At 43.8% G+C, this 21083-nt stretch carries 17 protein-coding genes; 11 read left to right on the top strand and 6 right to left on the bottom strand.

The features are described 5' to 3' along the window. Positions 1 to 256 precede the first annotated feature (256 nt). The 5 genes from miaB to secG all read left to right on the top strand — a co-directional run bounded on the left by miaB (position 257) and on the right by secG (position 5536). The gene (gene miaB / locus K1X61_04670; protein ID MBX7107922.1) at positions 257 to 1687 is read left to right on the top strand and encodes a tRNA (N6-isopentenyl adenosine(37)-C2)-methylthiotransferase MiaB; all 1431 of its coding nucleotides are present in this window, start codon (positions 257 to 259) and stop codon (positions 1685 to 1687) included. A 187-nt stretch (positions 1688 to 1874) separates the two neighbouring features. Next, entirely contained in the window at positions 1875 to 3071 is a 1197-nt protein-coding gene (locus K1X61_04665; protein ID MBX7107921.1) for a sigma-54 dependent transcriptional regulator, read from the top strand. A gap of 53 nt (positions 3072 to 3124) precedes the next feature. Then, positions 3125 to 3619, top strand: a complete 495-nt coding sequence (locus K1X61_04660) for a hypothetical protein (GenBank protein MBX7107920.1) — start codon at positions 3125 to 3127, stop codon at positions 3617 to 3619. Position 3620: 1 nt separating this feature from the next. Further along, positions 3621 to 5186: a hypothetical protein gene (locus K1X61_04655; GenBank protein MBX7107919.1), complete on the top strand. Its 1566-nt coding sequence runs from the start codon at positions 3621 to 3623 to the stop codon at positions 5184 to 5186. Between the two features lie 2 nt (positions 5187 to 5188). Then, positions 5189 to 5536, top strand: coding sequence for a preprotein translocase subunit SecG (gene secG / locus K1X61_04650; GenBank protein ID MBX7107918.1), 348 nt, complete (start codon positions 5189 to 5191; stop codon positions 5534 to 5536). A gap of 124 nt (positions 5537 to 5660) precedes the next feature. Here the strand turns inward: secG and K1X61_04645 are convergent, their stop codons facing one another. Continuing rightward, on the bottom strand, positions 5661 to 6380 hold the full coding sequence (locus K1X61_04645) for a hypothetical protein (GenBank protein ID MBX7107917.1): 720 nt from the start codon (positions 6378 to 6380) through the stop codon (positions 5661 to 5663). A gap of 417 nt (positions 6381 to 6797) precedes the next feature. Between K1X61_04645 and rnr the strand changes: the two genes are divergently transcribed. Next, positions 6798 to 8945 (top strand): ribonuclease R, encoded by a 2148-nt coding sequence (gene rnr, locus K1X61_04640; protein ID MBX7107916.1) that lies wholly within the window; start codon positions 6798 to 6800, stop codon positions 8943 to 8945. A gap of 62 nt (positions 8946 to 9007) precedes the next feature. Continuing rightward, positions 9008 to 9982: a polyprenyl synthetase family protein gene (locus K1X61_04635; protein MBX7107915.1), complete on the top strand. Its 975-nt coding sequence runs from the start codon at positions 9008 to 9010 to the stop codon at positions 9980 to 9982. A gap of 18 nt (positions 9983 to 10000) precedes the next feature. Here K1X61_04635 and K1X61_04630 read toward each other — a convergent pair whose 3' ends face one another. Continuing rightward, positions 10001 to 11521, bottom strand: coding sequence for a hypothetical protein (locus K1X61_04630; protein ID MBX7107914.1), 1521 nt, complete (start codon positions 11519 to 11521; stop codon positions 10001 to 10003). Between the two features lie 734 nt (positions 11522 to 12255). Here K1X61_04630 and K1X61_04625 point away from each other — a divergent pair. Continuing rightward, positions 12256 to 12402 carry a hypothetical protein gene (locus K1X61_04625; GenBank protein ID MBX7107913.1) on the top strand — a complete coding sequence of 49 codons (147 nt, stop codon included), beginning with the start codon at positions 12256 to 12258 and terminating at the stop codon, positions 12400 to 12402. Positions 12403 to 12465: 63 nt separating this feature from the next. Beyond that, positions 12466 to 12756, top strand: a complete 291-nt coding sequence (locus K1X61_04620; protein ID MBX7107912.1) for a hypothetical protein — start codon at positions 12466 to 12468, stop codon at positions 12754 to 12756. A gap of 85 nt (positions 12757 to 12841) precedes the next feature. On the opposite strand, the gene K1X61_04615 is transcribed toward K1X61_04620, so the two are convergent. Beyond that, positions 12842 to 13990, bottom strand: coding sequence for a hypothetical protein (locus tag K1X61_04615; GenBank protein ID MBX7107911.1), 1149 nt, complete (start codon positions 13988 to 13990; stop codon positions 12842 to 12844). A gap of 225 nt (positions 13991 to 14215) precedes the next feature. On the opposite strand from K1X61_04615, the gene K1X61_04610 reads away from it, so the two are divergent. After that, a complete protein-coding gene (locus K1X61_04610; GenBank protein ID MBX7107910.1) occupies positions 14216 to 15283 on the top strand; it encodes a PKD domain-containing protein in 1068 nt (355 codons plus the stop codon). Between the two features lie 67 nt (positions 15284 to 15350). On the opposite strand, the gene K1X61_04605 is transcribed toward K1X61_04610, so the two are convergent. Next, positions 15351 to 16628, bottom strand: coding sequence for a hypothetical protein (locus K1X61_04605; protein ID MBX7107909.1), 1278 nt, complete (start codon positions 16626 to 16628; stop codon positions 15351 to 15353). Positions 16629 to 16691: 63 nt separating this feature from the next. Here K1X61_04605 and K1X61_04600 point away from each other — a divergent pair, with 63 nt between their 5' ends. Continuing rightward, positions 16692 to 17471 carry a hypothetical protein gene (locus K1X61_04600; protein MBX7107908.1) on the top strand — a complete coding sequence of 260 codons (780 nt, stop codon included), beginning with the start codon at positions 16692 to 16694 and terminating at the stop codon, positions 17469 to 17471. A 52-nt stretch (positions 17472 to 17523) separates the two neighbouring features. On the opposite strand, the gene K1X61_04595 is transcribed toward K1X61_04600, so the two are convergent. Both K1X61_04595 and K1X61_04590 read right to left on the bottom strand, forming a co-directional pair. Then, positions 17524 to 19290, bottom strand: a complete 1767-nt coding sequence (locus K1X61_04595; protein MBX7107907.1) for a WG repeat-containing protein — start codon at positions 19288 to 19290, stop codon at positions 17524 to 17526. A 383-nt stretch (positions 19291 to 19673) separates the two neighbouring features. Continuing rightward, positions 19674 to 21071, bottom strand: a complete 1398-nt coding sequence (locus K1X61_04590) for an NAD(P)(+) transhydrogenase (Re/Si-specific) subunit beta (GenBank protein MBX7107906.1) — start codon at positions 21069 to 21071, stop codon at positions 19674 to 19676. Positions 21072 to 21083 lie beyond the last annotated feature (12 nt).

Genomic DNA, 21083 nt, shown 5'->3' with positions numbered 1-21083 from the left:
CAATGAATTATTACCCGTTCTCTTATCCCGCATTTTATTTTCCGTTGCCTATTGTTTTTTACAGCCATGATCATCAACGCTGTCCCTGCGGGAAATATTCATTGTGTCAATGCAAGGTGAATACGATCTGCAGCCATTGATGCATGCATACAAGTAACCAGCCATCGATTTACGGAATGATAGCAACCTGCCACGGCGAGGTTGTCTGTTATGCCTTTCAAAATAGCTATATTTGGCCTTCATTTTTAAACGACAAATGCCGTTTGCCTTAGATACTTACACGAAGATCCACGATGAAAACCGTCAGGGCGAAGCTTTTGCATTGAAGGAACTGATTACACAGGCCCGGGCACAGCGCAGATTTTATATCGAAAGCTATGGTTGTGCCATGAACTTCAGCGATACAGAAATCATTGCATCTATCCTGATGCAGGAAGGATTTTCCGCCACAAATGACTTTCATAGTGCAGACCTTGTTTTGATCAATACCTGTTCTATCCGCGAAAATGCAGAGCAACGCGTACGTCAAAGGCTGTCGGAATTTAAGAAGGTGAAACAGCATAATCCCGATGCCATAATCGGCGTGCTGGGCTGCATGGCCGAACGGCTTAAATCAAAATTTCTGGAAGAAGAAAAAATTGTGGACATGGTGGTAGGCCCGGATGCCTACAGGGATTTACCACTGCTTATAGCCAAAGCCGACGAAGGACAAAGATCGGTGAATGTTTGGCTGTCACGGGAAGAAACGTATGCTGATATCAGTCCTGTTCGGCTTAACAGCAATGGGGTTACTGCATTTATCTCCATCATGCGCGGTTGCAATAATATGTGTTCTTTCTGCGTGGTGCCTTTTACGCGGGGCAGGGAGCGAAGCCGTAATCCAGACACTATTGTGGCTGAAGTCCGTGCCTTGTTTGATCAGGGTTATCGTGAAGTAACCTTACTCGGACAAAATGTAGATTCGTACCATTGGCAACATCCGGAGAGCAACAATACCATGAATTTTGCGCAACTCCTTGCGCAGGTTGCCCGTGTACATCCATTGTTGCGTGTGAGGTTCTCCACTTCCCATCCGAAGGATATTACGGATGAAGTATTGCATACCATGGCCGCCTCGCATAATATCTGCAAACACATTCACCTGCCGGTGCAGTCGGGCAGTAATGCCGTGCTGAAACGGATGAACAGAACCTATGACCGCGAATGGTACCTGGAGAGAGTCCGTTCAATAGGTGAAATACTGCCGGATTGCGGAATTTCTACCGATATCATTACTGGTTTCTGCAGCGAAACGGAATCCGATCATCAGGAAACCCTCAGCATCATGAAGGAAGTGAAGTACAATCTTGCTTACATGTTTAGCTATTCAGAACGCCCGGGTACACCGGCAGAGAAAAAATTTACGGATGATGTACCTGCTGATGTAAAGAGCAGGCGTCTTGCGGAAATTGTTGCTTTGCAGCATGAGCAGCAACGGATCTTACATATGCAGGACATTGGCAGGGTGTATGAAGTGCTGGCCGAAGGAATTTCAAAGCGGTCTGAAGATCATTTGTTTGGCAGAACAACACAAAACCAGGTTGTCATCTTTCCGAAAGGCGATGTGCTGGTGGGCGACTATGTAAATGTGAAGGTGCAATCTTTCACCTCCGCAACCTTAATGGGCGAAGTAGTGCATATGGTTTAATTGTTGAAGAAATATGAAATTGATAGCAGATCAAATGATGCGCCGGACAGAAATTGATAACCTGGAAAATTTGAACGGCGACAAGATCGGATTACAGCTCAGCATCTATCATCCTGAACAAATTCTTTGTAAGGGAAAACGGCCTGCGCAATCAAACATTCAATCATCCAACACGTTGAAATAGAAAGTGGAGATACAATCAATAAAGCAACGATTCGGCATCATTGGCAATTCGCCCGGACTAAACCAGGCACTGAACGTTGCCATCCTGGTGGCGCCGACAGATCTCAGTACATTAATCACCGGCGAGAGCGGTGTAGGGAAGGAGGTCTTTTCGCAGATCATCCATCAGCTGAGCCCGAGAAAGCACAATCCGTTTATTGCGGTTAATTGTGGAGCTATTCCTGAAGGAACGATTGATTCTGAATTATTCGGTCATGAAAAAGGATCCTTTACCGGAGCGCATGAGGGACGTAAAGGATACTTTGAGACCGTCAACGGCGGAACAATATTCCTCGATGAAATCGGTGAGTTGCCGCTCGGTACGCAAGCCCGCCTGTTGCGGGTGCTGGAGTCTCAGGAATTTATCAGGGTGGGCTCGTCCAAGGTGCAGAAAACAGATGTTAGAGTAATAGCTGCCACAAATGTAAACCTGCTCGAACGAGTCCATGTCGGCCGATTCCGCGAGGATCTCTATTACCGTTTAAATACGGTGCCGATTACAGTGCCGCCACTGCGTGAAAGGAAGGAAGATATACCCGTACTCTTTCGTAAGTTTTGCATTGACTTTGCGGAGAAATACAAACGTTCGCCCATTCAGTTGGATGAGGAAGCCAAAGTATTGCTTACTAATTATTCATGGCCCGGGAATGTGCGTGAATTAAAAAATATGGCAGAACAGGTTTCCGTGCTCTCCAGAGACAGGATGGTTACCGCACTGGAACTGCATGCATTTATACCAAACGCAGCGCAAAGTAACTTGCCAATGCTGGCATCTTCTAAAAATCATGATACTGACTTTTCAGAAAGAGAGATACTGTATAAGGTATTGTTTGACATGCGTAATGATATTAATGATCTGAAGAAGGTGGTGTACGGACTCATGCCGGGTGATCAGCACAACGGAGAGGTGGCTATTGAAAAGCCGGCGGAATTATTCACGGAAAAGAAAACGCCGGTGTTGGATAAACCTATAGTGATTGATTCAAACCAGGTTAAACCCATTGAAGTGGAAGAATCACTTTCATTAATGGACAAAGAAAAGGAGATGATTCAGCGGGCTCTGAAAAAACACCGGCAGAAACGTAAGGATGCAGCACGGGATCTTGGCATTTCAGAAAGGACGCTTTATCGGAAGATTAAAGAATATAAGATCGCAGAATAGTAAAATATCAATTCATCCGGCTGATGCAGCACCGTAACATGATGCCTGTTTCCATGAGATTACTGTTGCTAACCGTTTTGCTGCTGGCTGATGTGGGCTGTGGTATCTATTCTTTTACGGGTGCTTCCATTGATCCGAATGTGAAAACATTCACCGTTCATCCGTTTGTCAATCAGGCGCCCATCGTAGTAGCTACGCTTGCTAATTCAATGACGGAGGCCCTTCGGTTTAAGTTTGTAACCAGTACTAATCTTAAACAGGTAGATAATAGCGGAGACCTTGAATTCCAGGCGGTAATTACCGGTTACCAGGTGTCGCCCGTGGCGCCGCAGGCCAATGAAGTGGCGGCTGTTAACCGATTAAGTATAACAGTAAGTGTTGATTACATCAATCATCAGAATGAGAAGCAGTCGTGGAACAGTACTTTTACCCGCTATGCTGACTATGATAGCAATAAAGACCTTTCAGTTGTGCAGGATCAGCTGATAAAGGATATCAATGAGCAGTTGGTGGATGATGTATTTAATAAAGCAGTGGTAAACTGGTAACATGGATGTAAATGAATTGCTGAAGCTGATACAACAGCCTGCTGCATTGTTGGAGCAAGACAGTGCCGCTATTGAACAACTAACTATCCAGTACCCCTACTTTCAAACAGCATGGTTGCTGCTGGCACGTAAATCATTGCTGCAAAACGAACCCCTGGCCGAAGAGAAACTAAATCTTGCCGCTGCGCATGTCATCAACCGCGTGAAGCTGTATATGTTTTTGCATCAGCCGCCTACAGTTGCAGGCAGTAACGACGCTGTTGTTGAACCGGTGAAGGAAGCTGCTGCAGAGAAATCTGATACGGCTGACAGTCTTGAACTGGATGGCTTACTGCGTTCCATTCATGAACGTAAACAGCAAATTTTAAGTACCGCTGAAGAGGAGGTTACGGTTGATAAAAGTGAGAATAAAGTTTTGCCGGATAACATGCAGGATGAGGCTGTTATTATAGAAGAAGGTATTACACCTCCTGCAACCTCAAATGCTGAACAGGAAACATTACAGCCGGCTCACGATCCTGGGCTGGACGCCAGTCAGTTGAAGTTGGAAGAGAACGGTTTGGAATTCATGCTGACCAATGAAACAGCCGGTAACGGGGAATATATTCCGCTGAATGAATTGCTGAACGAAGAAAATGATGAATATAATTTTACGGAAGAACGGGATCCGGAAGTTGAGTCAAATACCGTTATAGAAGAGGAATTTATTTTAAACGACATCGACCAGGATTTGAAGTTGCTGGAAATCGGTAACATTTCAACGGCAGAATCCAAACTCCTGGTTGAAACTGAAAATGAAGAAGCCGAAATGGTTGAGGGAGACAAGGGTTTAATAGCCTGGAAAGAACTGGAGTTGGAGGTATTAAGGCAGGATGAGGCGGAGCGGGAAGCTGAACTCGAATTAATCAACAAGTCGGCCGGAGGTGGCGCTGAATTTACGCCAATGGAAATAGCCGAGGATACGGATGAACCGGAGACCATAGAAGTCATTCCTGAACTTGACTCGATTATGCAGTTGGAAAGCATAGCAGGTGATGCAGAGATGGAAAAGGTTAATGCTGCGGAAGAAGCCACTGAGCCTGGCGAGTCATCACTTCGTTTCAGTGAACATGTTCCTGTTCCGGGGCAATTCCTGCCAGGGAAATCACATTCATTCATCGACTGGCTGCGTTTCTTTAAACCTGAAAACAAGGATTCGCCGGTCGCAGCTGCAGAAAAGCCCGTTGCGCCTTCATCAATTCCGGCAGCGGAAGAAACACCTGCAATTGGCGATATTGGAACCATAGGAGCCGGCATGCTGGAGGAACTGAATGCAATTGACAGAATCGTATCATCTATACGTCATGAAGCAGGAACCAAACCTGATTTGTTGCGCTCACCGGCAGAATTGGCCAGGAAAAGTGTTGAGATGGATGATGAACTGGTAACCGAAACACTCGCTTCCATCTACGAAGAACAAGGTCTGATCGATAAAGCCATTCGTACCTATGCAAGGCTCAGTTTGAAATTTCCCGAAAAAAGCCTTTTCTTTGCCGCTCGCATTAAAGCGTTAAAAAGCAAAAAATAATCATGTATTCTTTCATCATCATTTTGATCATCATTGCCTGCATCCTCCTGATGCTGGTCGTGCTGATCCAGAATCCTAAAGGCGGCGGATTGAGTTCTTCATTTGGTGGAATTTCCAATCAGATTCTCGGCGTGAAACGCACAACAGATTTTCTTGAAAAGGCTACCTGGACTTTAATAGTTGCCGTTGGCTTGCTTAGCCTGTCTACCCTCTTTTTTATAGGTACACCTGCCACTACCACAACCGGACCGAAATCAGAGTTGGAAAACATAGACCTTGGTTCGGGTGCTGCTATGCCCAATCTTCCTCCGGCGCCTGCATCAGCGGATAGTTCTGCGCAGGCTCAGTAATGCCTGTGATTGTTGTATAAATTAATTTCCTGTCAAGCCCGATATGCCAACTGCCGGACCAACCGGATTTTCAGTTGCTGGAAATCGCGTTAATCGGTAAGCTGAACATTTTCTAAAGGGTATCTCAAGTCGCTTCGTTGTAGAGGTATCTTACAAACGTCCTTTTAGCAACAGGCAAAAATGTTTCGTCTAATGGGTATTCCATTTTTGACGTTATCACATAAACTGCAGGATTTGGCAACTGCCTGAAATCTTTAATCAACTGAAATTTTATTTCCTCAAAGGTGTTGGAAAAACTATGGGCGTAGTTACCGATAAATTCGGTTTTAATACCCCTGAATTTTTCATAGGCATTTTCGAAAATGGTTATAAGGTAACTGTACACTCGGGTGTCGCTTGTGTTGCTTTTTGACAGCAGCAGGTAACCGGCTTCCGGATTGATCGAAACAATACCTACCGGGAATATCGTAAGATCCTCTTCCACCTCTTTATAAATTTCTTTGCCTTCATGCAGCGATCGTTGCATCAGCGGAATGGCGAAATCAATGATGGATTCCACTTCTTCCATATACTTTTCATCGGCGATGAGTTTTTCAAACTCCAATCTGAAATTTTCAAAATCAATTTTGCTGATCTGCTTCGGGAAGAAATTGGAAACGTACGTCTTGTTTTGTTTGATGGTGATAAGGTTGTTGAAGTGCATCACCAGGTCAGATAATACCGGGTAAAGCTTTCTTTCATCGAAGTCAATACTTACTTTCTGCAGGTAAGCGAGCAACAGGTATTTTTTGTATTCAAAATCCACCCAACCCTCAGTCAGCCAGTTTGGATTCAGTTGTTTCATACTTCGCTTTTTTTATGGTACTATTTTACAAATAAATCTCCGGACATTGAAATCTTTAAATCCTTTTACTGATCAACGCAGGTAGGAAGTTTATCCTGTAAGCTATCCACGGGGTGTTTGTGGATCCTGCGTTCGCACAGTACAGGTGGACGCGTTGCGTGTTCGCTGTAGATTAATTTTCATTCCTGCTGTCAATTTTTTTTCCGGCCATTGGGTAAATCAGCCTGATGATCACATGAGAACTGTTATAAGTTACCGGCAACCACACGCTGCGGGCAATCAACATCATCAGCAGGAAAATTTTAATACTGCAGATGAATGCATAAATTTTATTTGCGCAATGTACCCCCAGTCAACAGGGAATCTTTTCAGCTGGTATATCCGCACGCATTGAATACCTTTGTTAAATATCTATTTATGGCAGAACATCATAAAAATCAAAACCGGCAATCACGTGCCGAACATGCTCTTGTAAATCATTTTCTGCAGGAGCAGGGGCGATTTGTTTCATTCAAACAGCTTAAAAAAAAATTCTCATCACGGTTTCATAAAGACGAATTGTATCAGGCCGTGCAAACGCTGCTTGCATCCGGTTTTTTACAACAGCATGGCAGCCAGTTTCGTCACAGTCTGCAGCCTGATTCAGTTGCTGCCTCAGCCGTTTCAGATAGCCTGGTGGAAGGAATAATTGAAGTTACCGCTGCCGGTCACGGCTATGTAATCTCCTCCGGCAATGATCAGGATATCTTCATCAACCGTGATCACCGGCATACAGCCTTAAATGGTGATAAAGTGAAAGTTTCGCTGCTGAAGCATAACCGCAGAAAGCCGGAAGGTCGCGTGATCGAGATTATGGAACGTGCCCGTGATACTTTTACCGGCATCATAGAACAAATTGGCGGTAAGCTGTATTTAATTCCGGATGAGAAAAGCATGGATATTGATTTTATCGTGCCGGCTGGTAAATCCGCAGGTGCTAAAAAAGGTGAGAAAGCGGTTGTAAAGATGATTTCATGGGAGCCGGGTGCTGAGAGTCCGGTTGGTGAAGTAATCAAAGTACTGGGCAAAGCAGGAGAGAACGACACCGAGATGCAATCGATCCTGATAGAAAACGGATTCCGTCTTGAATTTGACGGGGAGGCGTTGAAAGAATCAGAAAGCTATCCTGAAGAAATTGAGGTGGTAGAGCTGCAGCGCAGGCGGGATTTTCGTGATGTTACAACCTTTACAATTGATCCTGAGGATGCAAAAGACTTTGATGATGCAATTTCCTTCCGCGTATTGGATAAGGATTTGTATGAAGTTGGAGTTCATATCGCCGACGTTACGCATTATATTAAACCGGGTTCAGCACTTGATCGTGAGGCGCTGCTGCGAGCTACTTCTGTTTACCTGGTGGATCGCTGTGTGCCCATGTTGCCCGAAAGATTGTCGAATGGCATCTGCTCACTTACGCCGGAGAAGGATAAACTCTGTTTTTCTGTCGTATTGGAAATGGATGGCAATGGAACGGTAAAAGGTGAGTGGTTTGGCAAAACGGTTATTCATTCAAAGCGGAGGTATGCTTATGAGGCAGCGCAGGAAGTGCTGGATGGGAAGGCTGATGAATTTGCAATTGAACTTATGACGCTGAATGCAATAGCAAAGCAGCTGCGCGCAAAAAGGTTTAAAAACGGAGCAATAAATTTCGATACCATTGAGGTTAAATTCCGGCTCGATGATGCTGCAAATCCGGTTGATGTTTTTGTAAAGGAACGCAAGGATGCGCACCTGCTTATTGAGGATTTTATGTTGCTGGCCAACAGAAAAGTCGCAGAATTTGTCGGCAGCAGGAAAGGTAAAACAGTTCCTTTCGTGTATAGGGTGCATGACCTTCCTGATGATGAAAAGCTCAGCAACTTTGCGGAATTCGCACAGCTTTTCGGATACAAACTGAATTTCAGTACCCCGAAGCATACAGCGCATTCCTTTAACCGGATGATGGAGAAGCTGAAAGGTAAGCCGGAGCAATATATGCTGGAAACATTGGCGATCAGAACAATGGCAAAAGCAGTGTATACCACCAAAAATATCGGGCACTATGGATTGTCATTTGAGTACTACACTCATTTTACATCGCCAATACGACGCTATCCCGATATGATGTCGCACAGGATTTTAGAACAGGTGTTGAAGGCTGAAAAGGTCATTGATAATCAGTTGGAGAACAGATGCAACCATTGTTCTGAAATGGAACGCAATGCAGCAGACGCTGAGCGTACTTCTGTTAAACTGAAGCAGGTGGAGTATATGTCGGCCAGGGCCGGTGAATTGTTTGATGGTTTTATTTCCGGGGTTACTGAATGGGGTATTTTTGTAATGACAGAAGGATCCTACTGTGAAGGCATGGTGCGGTTAGATGCTCTCCGGACTGACTTCTTTGTTTATGACAAGAAGAAGCATTGTGTGAAGGGTATGCGCACGGGCAGGAAGTTGCAATTGGGTGATAAGGTGAAAGTGAAACTCCTGAAAACCAATGTTGCAAAACGGACCATAGATTTCGTGCTGATAGAGACCCAAGACTGAGTTTCGATTGTTAATTATATACCCCTCACAAGCTGAACATGATAAACTACTATTAATTACCAATGAAGCGTATAACTGAGTTGCAGGAGCTGTTTAATGCTGAATTGAAATTGCATTCTTTTACGGGCACACCGGGCGAACTCTATGAACCATTTGGTTATATGCTGGGTTTAGGCGGGAAGCGTTTGCGACCTGTTTTGCTGTTGCATACCTGCGAATTATTCTGCGGCGATCCAATGCCGGCCATGCCGCAGGCTATGGCTGTTGAATTGTTTCACAATTTCACTTTGATTCATGATGATATCATGGACCATGCACCACTGCGCCGTGGTTTGAAAACGGTGCATGAGCAATTTAACCATGCAACGGCGATCCTGTCCGGTGATGCCATGCTGGTAATGGCCTATAAATTCCTGGTGCAGGCAGATGCCGCTAGGTTGCCGCAATTACTCGATCTGTTTAATGATACGGCAATAAAAGTTTGTGAAGGACAACAATATGACATGAACTTTGAAAACGCTGCAGGTTTAACAGTCGCTGATTACTTGCGGATGATCGAATTGAAAACTGCTGTTTTACTGGCAGCTGCATTGAACTTTGGAGCAGTGATTGGTGGTGCCAATAGCGATGACGCCCGGTATCTGTATGATTTCGGCAGAGAATTGGGCATCTCTTTCCAGTTAAGAGATGACTGGCTCGATAGCTTTGGCAGTGCACAGCAGGTTGGTAAGCAGCAGGGTGGAGATATCCTGCAGAATAAAAAAACTTTCCTGATGATTGAAGCGATGCAACAAGGCGATAAAAAACTGAGGGCTGCTCTTCAGCACTGGTATACAGTAAGGGAATTCAATCCGGAAGAAAAAATTGCCTCCGTTATCAGTTTGTTTAACAGTTTGGGAATCAGCGAACGCACCCTGGAAGAAACAAACCGTCATTTCCGGCTGGCCATGTCATTTCTTGATCGGCTGGGCATACCTGAAGACAAAAAGGAGACATTGAGATCATTTTCAGAAAGTTTGTTGCACCGGGATAAATAATCAGTAATGTAATTTCTGTTACGGATGCCGCATACGGAATCTTGGCGATTTCAGTTGCAGCCGGTTCAGTATAATACGCCAGATATCTTCATAAGGAATTATTTCTGTTGTCTCATTCTCCACCTGTTGTCTTGCGTCAGCTGAAATAAGTTTTTTATAAAGTGAGACCGCTTTCACTTTTATGCGCTCCGGTTTATAATGGCAGTTAACTATCTGGCGGAGCATTTTAATGAATATACTTGTCCGCACTGATTTTCTTCCGGACAGGTATCGCGAGCCAAAGACACGAAGTGACTCAATTTTCTTTTCAATATTGTCTTCATCGCCCCGGTCAATCATGTACAGCAGCTGCGCAATGAGGATCGACGGGTATAAACCCGCTTTATCTTTTGAATAGATGGGTACCTCGTTGATGAATTTTAAGATCTTAAACTCTTTTCCTTTCATTTTCCCCGGCATCACATAATGGAGATAGGCCTCAAAAATTTTCCACTCTTCCGACTTCTCCTCCGACAGGTATTGAAATCTTTGATGACTTGTTGCCCATTCATAGATTTCTGCAGCCTGCTTATACTTGGCAGCATGCATGGCCAGCAGAAAGTAATTTTCCAAAACCACAAACCAGTTGTTGCTCCCTTTTGAATAAAAGTTAAGCGCCTCTTCCGCATTCAGTTTGCCATGCTTATAATCTTTGAGGTAGAGGCAGCAAACCATTTTTAAAAGGGCTATTTCGCCTTCCCGTGAGGCGAGCTTGTAACGGTGATTTTTCTGGAGAAACGCCTGCAGATGATTGCAGAGGTTCAGGGTGAACCGGTAGTTCCGGATTACCTGGTAATACAACAAGCCGATCCGGTAGTGCAGCAGTTGCACATGAAAGCTTTGCTGGTATTTGGAAAGCTCTTTACTTTGATAGAAGTAGTCTTTGGCCAGGTCAGCTAATTCAGATTTATAGGCCTTGCTTCGCGCCACCTGCGATAAAAGCGACTCATACATAAATTCGGCCTTACTTTCCGATTTCACCAGTCTTAATGATGTGTCGGCCAGTTTGTCAAAATGGTTGAATTCGCGTATTAATCCCATCATTGCATAATGATGCCGTAACATCCTGGCACAGAGTAAGACAATTTCATTCAGGTCGAAGTGCAAAGCCAGTGTCAGTGTGCTTTTTGCAAGCGAAATTGCACTGGTGCGTGCGCCGTGTGTCACTAATATTTTGGCGCAGAAATAATTTTTATTGCACTGGTAAACGGCTTTCTGGTAAGGAGAATCCTGAATCCGTTTATGGTTGAGAAAAAACAAGGTGTTCACCAGTCTTTCTTTTAACCTGCTTTTAAGCATCAGGTATTTCTTGTCACTGGCTGTTGTCTGATAGAGGGCCATTGCTGCATCTTCATCAGTATTGAATGAACCTTCAGCAATACCTTTAAAGAGTTTCTGGTATAAATTATTGGCGTTATCGAGGAAAGCATCATCAATCAACTCAAGGTTGTTGAGCCGTTGCTTTGTTACCAGCGAAACCATTTCTTTGAAAATTTTCATTGTATTAACTTTCTGAAACGCTTAAATGTATTGGTATTCACAAGATATTTAAACTTTATTAACATAGCTAGTATGATTAAAAGCGATGTTACCCAAATCAATCTTTTGCACGGACAATATCCCTTAATTGCAATTACCTTTGATATCATGAAGCTGAGAGAACAGGCAGATGCAGTAACATGAAGTTTTCTGTTATATGGGTTTAAATGGATAACTGACAGAAGTGAAGTATTGATGTATATAACCTGGATTATCAACAGGAACTAGCGATAAAACCTGTTTCCTGTTACTTTTTTTAAAATTTAGGTCAAATTTATTTCATTTTTTATTGGAATATCATGAAATCATCTACTGGTAAGGGTTTCAGCAGGTTATAGTAAATATGATCTATCTCATTAATCTGGAAAAATTCCCACTGAAGATTATGTGTTTTGTCTGCCAGATAGGCCTGTAACCCTTTATGGAAGCGGGTTTCATGACTTCAATATGGAATTGTTGAGATATTTGGTTACTCATTATTAATCCTGGGAAATATAGGCTACAGGATTATCTGCATCTGAAGCACCATGCCCAAAAGCTCATTCAGAGCGGATTTCATCCATACCGGTGTTTTCACATTATTTTCATGGTAAACAGCGATGTTACCAATCATCACTGACTGCACATTTAATTTGCTGCATGGATAGGTAAATTTGATGCGTCATCAAGTTTATTAATCCCAAAAACCAAACACCATGTCAAGCATCATCTACCAGATCACCCTCGTTTTAAACTTAATGTTCGGCGGCGGAAATCATCAAATGCAGGCCCAGCAAATTTATTCGCAAAACAACTACAAGATTGAGTGTGGTGTGGTGATCATTGATACAGATGAACTTTAATCGGTTGCCTAATTAATTGGCTGTCAACGCAGGAAAATTGAATCATCTTAAAAGGACATGATTATGGTCGACATGAAAATGCAGTTATCTGAACAGGTTTGGCAAAAAGCCAACAGAGCGCCTGATCTGGATCCTGAGTATTTCCGTCTTGATGAAGAAGGTTCGGTAATAAAGAAGGCCGATTTTAATAATGAATCTTCCATTTACGGATGGTGTTTCTTTCATCTGCGGCCTGTTTGGGATGGCGGCAATGATGATATCGGAAACCTGAAACCGCTGAATGTTATCAATAAGATACTTTTTATGGCAGGTAACTTTAATAGAATATCACCTGAACTGGAGTTTTGGGATTAATTTCAAGGACTAATAATCTAAAACCATTCTATTTCCTATTTCTCCGGTAGCGTCTTCTCCGCAGGATAATTAATTCGTAATACGCTCAATTCCGGAAACCCTTTCTGAAAGGTTGTCTGTACTGCCATGATGATCCTGCCTTTTCATTAAAAACACTTGCAAAGCGATCAACCAAAAAATTTACGAGCCAGCCTTTTAGCCTGAAGTAACTCTGGAAATAAATGGGCTGTGCGCCAATCATAGCTTTAGCTTCCCTCGCCGTTCGTCCCAATTCAACGGCCTTCTTCTTTTCCTCAATTGCCATCCTGATGCCGTCGAACATCATGTTGAAATACAATGCATATTTTTCATTTTTGCTGTAATCCATGCCTATATAATGCAATTCCCACAACTCATCATATATAATATGAGAGCTGAGTCCGATTAGTTTTTCATGCTCATAGTAACCGATGACCCTGAAATCATTTCCACGCGCCTTTTTCATCTCCATAAAATACTGCCAGTTGGCGATTACCAGTCGTATCACCTGTTTTTTTACAACATTGCAGTAAAGCGTTTCCAATTCAGGCCCATGCCTGACGATATCTTCCAACTGCAGTTCTTTTCTGCATATGCTGCTTCCGCTCGCCTGAATTTTTCTTAGCCTTTGCGCATATTTATGCTTCAGGGCAAGTGAATAATCATGGAATGTAACCCATTCGGGCCTCAGGTCAAGTTTCATAGTCAGGTCGCCTGGCCATGGTTTGTAACCATAGCTGCCAACTTGTTCCGGGGTAGACATTTCTTTCCAGTCTTTGAGCAGTAAGACATGCGGCTTCGGGCGGACCTCGTTGAAAAATTGCTCAATAGCTTCAAAAACCACGGAAGCACTCACCTTGCCTTCCTGCATAAAGATTCCGGGGAAATCAACGCGGAAAAGATTACCACATACCAGTATCCTGTACCCATTCCGCATTATAAACTTTTCGATAGACCGTGTGAAAATATTTCGACTGAGTGGAAATGGGTAGTGCCTTGTTTTAAAGTGAACATACTGAAAGTAAGCAATGGCAACAGGCTCATCATGACTATAACAAATCAGATACAGAAAGGTCAGATCGCTTAGCGCTGATAACTCCAGTGGAAGGAGCTGTTCGGCGCGCAAGTGATGTTTTTCCGGCAGGATACGATTCCAATCGTCAGCATGGTCCACTAATGTAGAAAGAGTCCTGAAGGTCAAGTATGATTTTTTCACGGGTAATTTACGGACGTTGCAAGGTGACAAATATTTTCTGTTCCGAATAGATACCATGAAACAGATTTTTATAATTGAGTGTATTACGTTGCAGCTTTAATGGCACCTCAAAACTGACGATTGGTGCATATTTATTTTTAACTTTCACTCAAATTTTCAATTATGTCCCGATGGCTTAAAGTTACGTTCTTATGTAGCCTGCTGACCTGTTCACTATGCTGTTCAATGAAAGTGTCAGCACAAACATTTTGTTACCCGGGCGGTAATGTCATCATTTATTCCAATTACGATGGGGGCTATCTCAATATTGATGTTGATGAAAATATCCCTGACCTGAAGATTGGGATTACTACGTATGAAAAGTGTGCTGTCACCATTGGTGGTCAGTATGCAGGCAATGTGACGGAGGTGATATATGCCGGTTATAATGGCGACAATGATCACTGCAATCCAACGTTGCCCACTACCAGCATAAGCGGAGTGCCCGATTCCATTACCACTATTTTATTATATCCACCGGTAACATGGCCCAATTCAAACGGCTATTATTATATCATTTGTAACTTCGACTGCGATTCATCCAGTAACCAGGGCGGCTGCAATACACCGGATCAGGTAGTACACTATTATCTTACACAATTCGGCGGTTTGCTGTATTACCACTATACGCAGTATGGATGCTGGAGTGGAACGCATCATGTGTCTGCCGGAGGTAACTGTTGTATCGGTGCATCTATAATTGATCCACAGTTTTCCATAAATGCGGCTTTCAGTGTGCCCAATGACACCTTGTGCGCTAAGGATTCTGTTTCATTTGTAAACACTTCTTTAAGTTCTTATCCCGGCAACCTGACCTATAGCTGGAATTTTGGTGATGGAACGCCGGTCAGCAACGACGAGAATCCGACGCACATTTATGGTGTCCAGGGATACTATCTGGTTACCTTAATAGCAACTAACAGTGCCGGAACTGCCAGTGACACCACACAAATGAATCTCACACTTATCAACTGCTTCACGGGTCTTCCTGAGGTACCGTCTGCTTCCGGCGAAGCTCTTGTTCTGGATCCTGTAACAGGTGAGTGGTGTTTTGAGTTTATGGAGGTAAATATGCCGGGCGATGCTTTAAAAATATTTGATCAATTGGGCAACCTTATACTGGATAGCAAGCTTTCTGCGGGTCTAAATAACTACTGCATCAATCAAGCGCTGGAAAAATTCAGTGATGGCCTGTACCTGGCAGTCGTCACCAGGCAGGACATAAGTCGCACCTATAAATTACTACTGCATTAAATGACGGTGATAAAAAAAATGCCACCGGGAAAGCTGATCCCGGTGGCAATACTATTTCTATTGTTGCTTACTTTTTCACTGGAAGATAACTGAGCTGAACTAAAGAACCTGAACTATAGTCAAACTGGTACAATCCATCCGTTGAAACGAGCAGCAATAAACTGCCTAAAGGAATTACATCTCGCGTAGCACCGGCATTAACCGACTCGGCAAGAGATATGGCAAGCGGATCAGTGGCATCCATATGCTTCAATCCTGCCGCATCATCACATACAAAGAGGTGGCTGCCATTGATGCCGAGGCCAAATGGATGCACAAAAGGCACAGAAGTCTTCAAGACGGGGTTGTAAATATTACTGATATCAATAACATCCAGCTCATTGGAAAAACCCTGGCAGCTTGTACCATCACGCAATGTTGCATACGCGTAAGAACCTTGCACCACAACAGGGTCGCAACTGCTCACATGAGAAAGCTGGGAAACGAATGAGGGAGAAGCAGGGTTGGTGTTATCATAAATAGATACACCGGTGGTAGAGCCTATAAAAAGATAATGTTCATAAGGGAAAATTGTCTCAATATTCCAGGGCATGTCTACACTGGAGGTATTGACGGGCTTTGCAGCATTGCTGATGTCAAACAGCTTCATTGCTGCATTGTCAAGACAATACAGGTAGTCATTGTAAATACAGAAACGGGCAAGTGAACCGGCAATACCATTGCCCGGGCTCACGGATGTGGTATTAACACCGCCGCCACCTGTAGAGTTGCTGGAAACAAAAACATCTTCCATGGCAAAAACCGGGTAATAATATCCGCAGTCCTGTTCAATTGTAGTATCAGATTCATTCCACCCTGTTACAACGCCCTTAAGCGGATCCAAAGCCCATCCGTTTGTATAGATCCTGTTGGGAAAAACATTCATACTCCTGGAAACTTCTCTAACGTTTAAAGGATCACTGATATCAATAGCCACGAGGTCGATGTAGCTGTCGGCATACAGCACATTGTCCTCGACAGCCATATCGATATTGCCGGGAATATTTACAAAACTAATGTTCAGTGGATTGGAAGGGTCCGAATTATCAATGATGTGAATGCCTTTGTCAACTTCATTGATAAAAATGTACGGGGATTTATAATAAATTTTCCCGGTAGTTTGCAACTCTTCCGCAGGCGTGGATTTTACTGACGAACGCAATACATCATAACTCATATATACTGGCTTATAGAGTGTATAAGAATACACGTTGGTACACTTGTCTTTCAGGCAACCTGAAAAAAGGAGCATGGCGCTAAGTAAAATGCCGACTCCTTGCAACGATCTGGAGCATGTAGTTGTCATAATTGAAACAAATTTAAAGGTAGACACCCTGTTAGCTTAAAATGCTGCAACTAATAAAAAATCATGGTAAATAAATCAATTTTGATGTTGTTCCTGCTGGCTTCCTGTTGTCATCTGTCATTGGCACAATCACCTGGGCAGGATGTACTGTATTTGAAGGATGGCAGCGTCCTGCGTGGTATAATCGTTGCGCAGTATCCTGACAGTCTGATTAAACTGCAGATTGATGGCGGGAGCATATTCGCTATCAGTACCGGACAGATCATTGATATTGAATACAAATCCGAGTCGCATCAGGTTGCTACTGCAGATATTCAGGTTAAGGATAAGGTCAGCGGCTATTTTAATATTACGGAAACCGGTGTTCTTCCGGGAGCTAATTATAATTATGATTATTACTACGGTAGCCCATCTGCTGCTACTTCTGTCGGGTTCACTATACAGACAATTCATGGTTACCGGTTCAATAAACATTTGCTTGCCGGTGCCGGCCTTGCCATGGATATTATTCAATATCCAATGGGCCAGCTATTTGCCGATGGTCGCTATGAAATTCTTAAGGGAAAAGCAACGCCCTTTATATATATTGATGGTGGTTATGGTATCCCATTGAATAAAAGCCATCATGAGGTAAACAGCGAAGTCAGTTATCGCGGTGGTATCACTGCGGGAGGAGGAGTAGGTATGCGTGTTAATTTCCGGCAGGAAGGGGCCTTCATACTGGAGGCAGGGTATAAAATGGAAAAATCGTCTGAGTACGTCAGGTATGATGCATGGGGCACAGATCAAACCAATTACTACACATTCAGCAGGCTGGCCATCAGGGTCGGGCTTGCTTTTTAGGTGGCTGACCGGTTAGTACTGCCTTTTCATTGTTGATGTATCCTTGTAATGATCAGTAGACCTTTCCCTTCTTATCAATCGTTTTTTCCTTCATCACGAAGAGCTTTGCATTTTTTGGATCTTTTGATTTCACTACCACTTTGGCAGTTCCGTTTTTGAAGGGCAGTGCAGATTCAAATTTTGGTTCAATAACCCAGTTCCCGGTATGATCAATGTAGCCCCAGGTTTTCTTTTCATTTGCCGCCGGAGCAAGTGATTCGGCGAATGATCCTGCTTTCGTAAATTTTGCGCTGATGACCCATTTATCATATTGATCTATATATCCATACAAAGCGGAGGAATCTCCCGCTTGCACAGAGGATACGCCTTCGCTGAATGGCGCCGCATCTCTGTATTTAAGGGGAATAATAATCCTTCCTGATTTATCGATGAAACCATATCCTTCCGGTTCCTTTTTAACCAATGCCAGTCCGTCACTGAATTCAAAGGCATCACTGTATTGCGGTGCAATTTCCCATTCGCCAAACCGGTTGATGAAACCATAGCGGCAGCTGTCTGCATTGCAGTTACCTATGGCGGCCAGGGCGAGCCCGTTATGAAAGTCATTTGCTTCCGTCCAAGGTTCTGTATGAATAAACAGTCCCTCCAGCGTAACATAGGAATAGTAACAGGGCACTTTGGAACATGGCAAAAGCACTGCGGCCAGTCCCTCGGAAAAGGGAGCTGCTTCCGTAAATTGCGGCTCAATCCGGATTTGCATATCAGCTGAGTCCGCATATCCAAATAACCCATCCTTTTCAATCACGAAATATTTTTTCCTGGTAAGTGCAAGGTCTTTTTCCAGTTGACGGCGGTCGGGGAAGGCAGGATATTTCTCGCCGAATTTCTTGAATGACTGATAGCTGTAGACCGGATTTTCCAGGCGGTATACTTCAGCCCACGCTTTATTAATATTACGGTTGGCTGGAAACAGTGAAATGAAACTGAGGTACTGGTCAAGTTTATGCCCTCGAGTACTGATAGCGTAGATGCTGTCTTCTGCCATCGGCACATATGGATTCCTGGGATAGTCGTGAATGAAGATGAGATAATCCTGCAGCAGGTGATTTTTTGTCACATCAAGAAAAAGTAATTTTTCATAATTAGTCCTTGCGGCAGTTATGTACGGGCTTGCCGGATATTTCTCCATGAAATTTTTATAGGATTGCCAGGTGCTGTCGGCAGTCTTGCTTTTATATAATTGTTGTTCGTATAATGACCTTGCCTCTTTCACCTGTTTTGCATCGGGATAGTTTTTCAGAAACTCTTCATAACTGGTATAGTCACCGTTTTGCATGACTTGGTTGAATGCCAGAACGTTTCTTTTTTCAATCGCCTCATCAATTAATGTGGAAGTGGTAAAGGTGGTGATGAAGTGATTCCAGGTTTCCAGTTCATCGGTACTATCAGCTTGCCGGTAAGCTTCCATGTTTATATCCGCTTGTAACTCATGTACGGTAAACGCACGGTACCCGGCAGCCTGGAATTTTTTCAGATCCGCTTCCTTCCACGTAGTATTAAGGCCTGCAGCGGCTTTCATCGCATAGTAATTGGCTGAATCAATATTGTACTGCCTGTTATCTTTCATGAAATAGGTTTTCGCCAGTCCAAAGGCAGCTACAGGATGGCCTGGATTTTTCAGCAGCATCGCACGAAAAGAAGACTCTGCCAGCACATAATCGCCTGCATTGTATGCTGCGAATGCCTTGTCGGGGGATTGAGCACTCAATAGGAATGGTCGCAAGATCAGCAAAAAAACAAACAGGCTATAACGGCACATGCACATAGTGTTTATCAGGTTTCAAAAATAGGATTCATTCTGTAGTAGATCAACGCTCACAAAGCGGGAAAATCTGAAGGCGGCATTTATTAATGAAAAATCCCTTGAAGTTATACTTTAACAGCCTTCGGATTTATTTATTGCTACTGAAATTACAGAAGATTCAGCAGTGCCAGGCAAAACCGCGCTGATGATAAGCCGAATACGCTTTACAATTACGGCATGTGCCCCGGACACTGCAAACTTGCAGTTAAATGCCTCCGGATAAGTAGAGTAATATAAACAGGTTGCGGAAGGAACCTGATCATCGTTTCACATAGCAAATTATTCGGCCAGTTATTCGATTCCGGTTATTCAATAAATACAGGGATAAGGAATGAAGATCAGTTGGCTTTTACTTCCGTGACCAGTTTCTGCAGTGATGATTTGGCATCGCCGAACAACATACGTGTTTTGGGAGCAAAGAAGAGTTCGTTTTCAATTCCTGCATAGCCGGCATTCATGCTTCGTTTCATTACGATAATGTTGGCGGCATTTTCCACTTCCAGTATCGGCATGCCATAAATAGGAGATGCAGCATCATTCTTCGCTGCAGGGTTTACCACGTCATTGGCGCCAATTACGATCACCACATCCGTTGTCGCTAATTCAGAGTTGGCATCTTCCATTTCCAGCAATTTATCATAGGGTACATCCGCTTCAGCAAGCAATACATTCATGTGCCCGGGCATACGGCCGGCTACAGGATGAATAGCGTATTTTACTTCCACCCCTTTTTCTTCCAGCAATTTTTCCAGCTCATGTACCGTATGCTGTGCCTGTGCCACGGCGAGCCCGTATCCCGGCACTATCATCACTTTTTTGGAATAGCTCAGCAGAACAGCGGCATCAGGAAGTGAAACTTCTTTGATATTTCCTTTTTGTTTGCCATCTGCAGTTCCTGCTTTTGCGCCACCGCCGAAGTTGCCAATAATTACATTCAACAGTGAACGGTTCATTGCGCGGCACATAAGGATGGTAAGAATGGTACCAGCCGACCCAACCAGGATACCTCCTGTCAGCATCACCTGATTGCTGTAAATAAAACCTGCACATGCAGCCGCCACACCGGTAAATGAATTCAGCAGTGAAATGACAACCGGCATATCTGCGCCGCCGATGGGAAGCACAAACAATACTCCGTAGAGGAGGCACATGATGATCATGAGCCCCAGCAACATCATGCTTTGTTCTCCCATCAATGTCAGATAGATGCCAACCGCGACAGTGGCAAGCAAAAGCGCCATGTTGACGATGGATTGCCCGGGAAAAACTTTGTCAGATACATTGCCGTTCAGTTTACCAAAAGCAATCATGCTGCCTGAAAAAGATACACCTCCTATCAGCAGTCCGGCCAGCGTAACAGCTACAATGTTCCATTCGCCGTTGCCAAACTCATGATGCTGGTATTCAATGATAGAAATAATGGCAGCACAGGCGCCACCCATTCCATTAAAAAGTGAAACCATTTGCGGCATGGCTGTCATCTTCACGCGGCGCGCAGCGAGTGTACCCACGATAGAGCCAATCAATATGCCACCGAATATCCAGCCATAATTGTGCAGTTTTTCCCCATCGGTGTTACGGTATAAAAAGACCGTTCCGAGTATTGCCAGCGTCATTCCTGCTGCCGCCACGAGGTTACCACGGCGCGCTGTTTCAGGATGACTCAGCATTTTAAGGCCAAGAATAAAAGTAATTGAACCGGCAATGTAGGTTAGCCAAAGAATAATATTTTCCATGAACTCAATTTT

This window comes from Chitinophagales bacterium (genome assembly GCA_019694975.1).
GTDB lineage: Bacteria > Bacteroidota > Bacteroidia > Chitinophagales > UBA10324 > JACCZZ01.
This window is presented reverse-complemented; position numbering and strand designations above follow the sequence as displayed.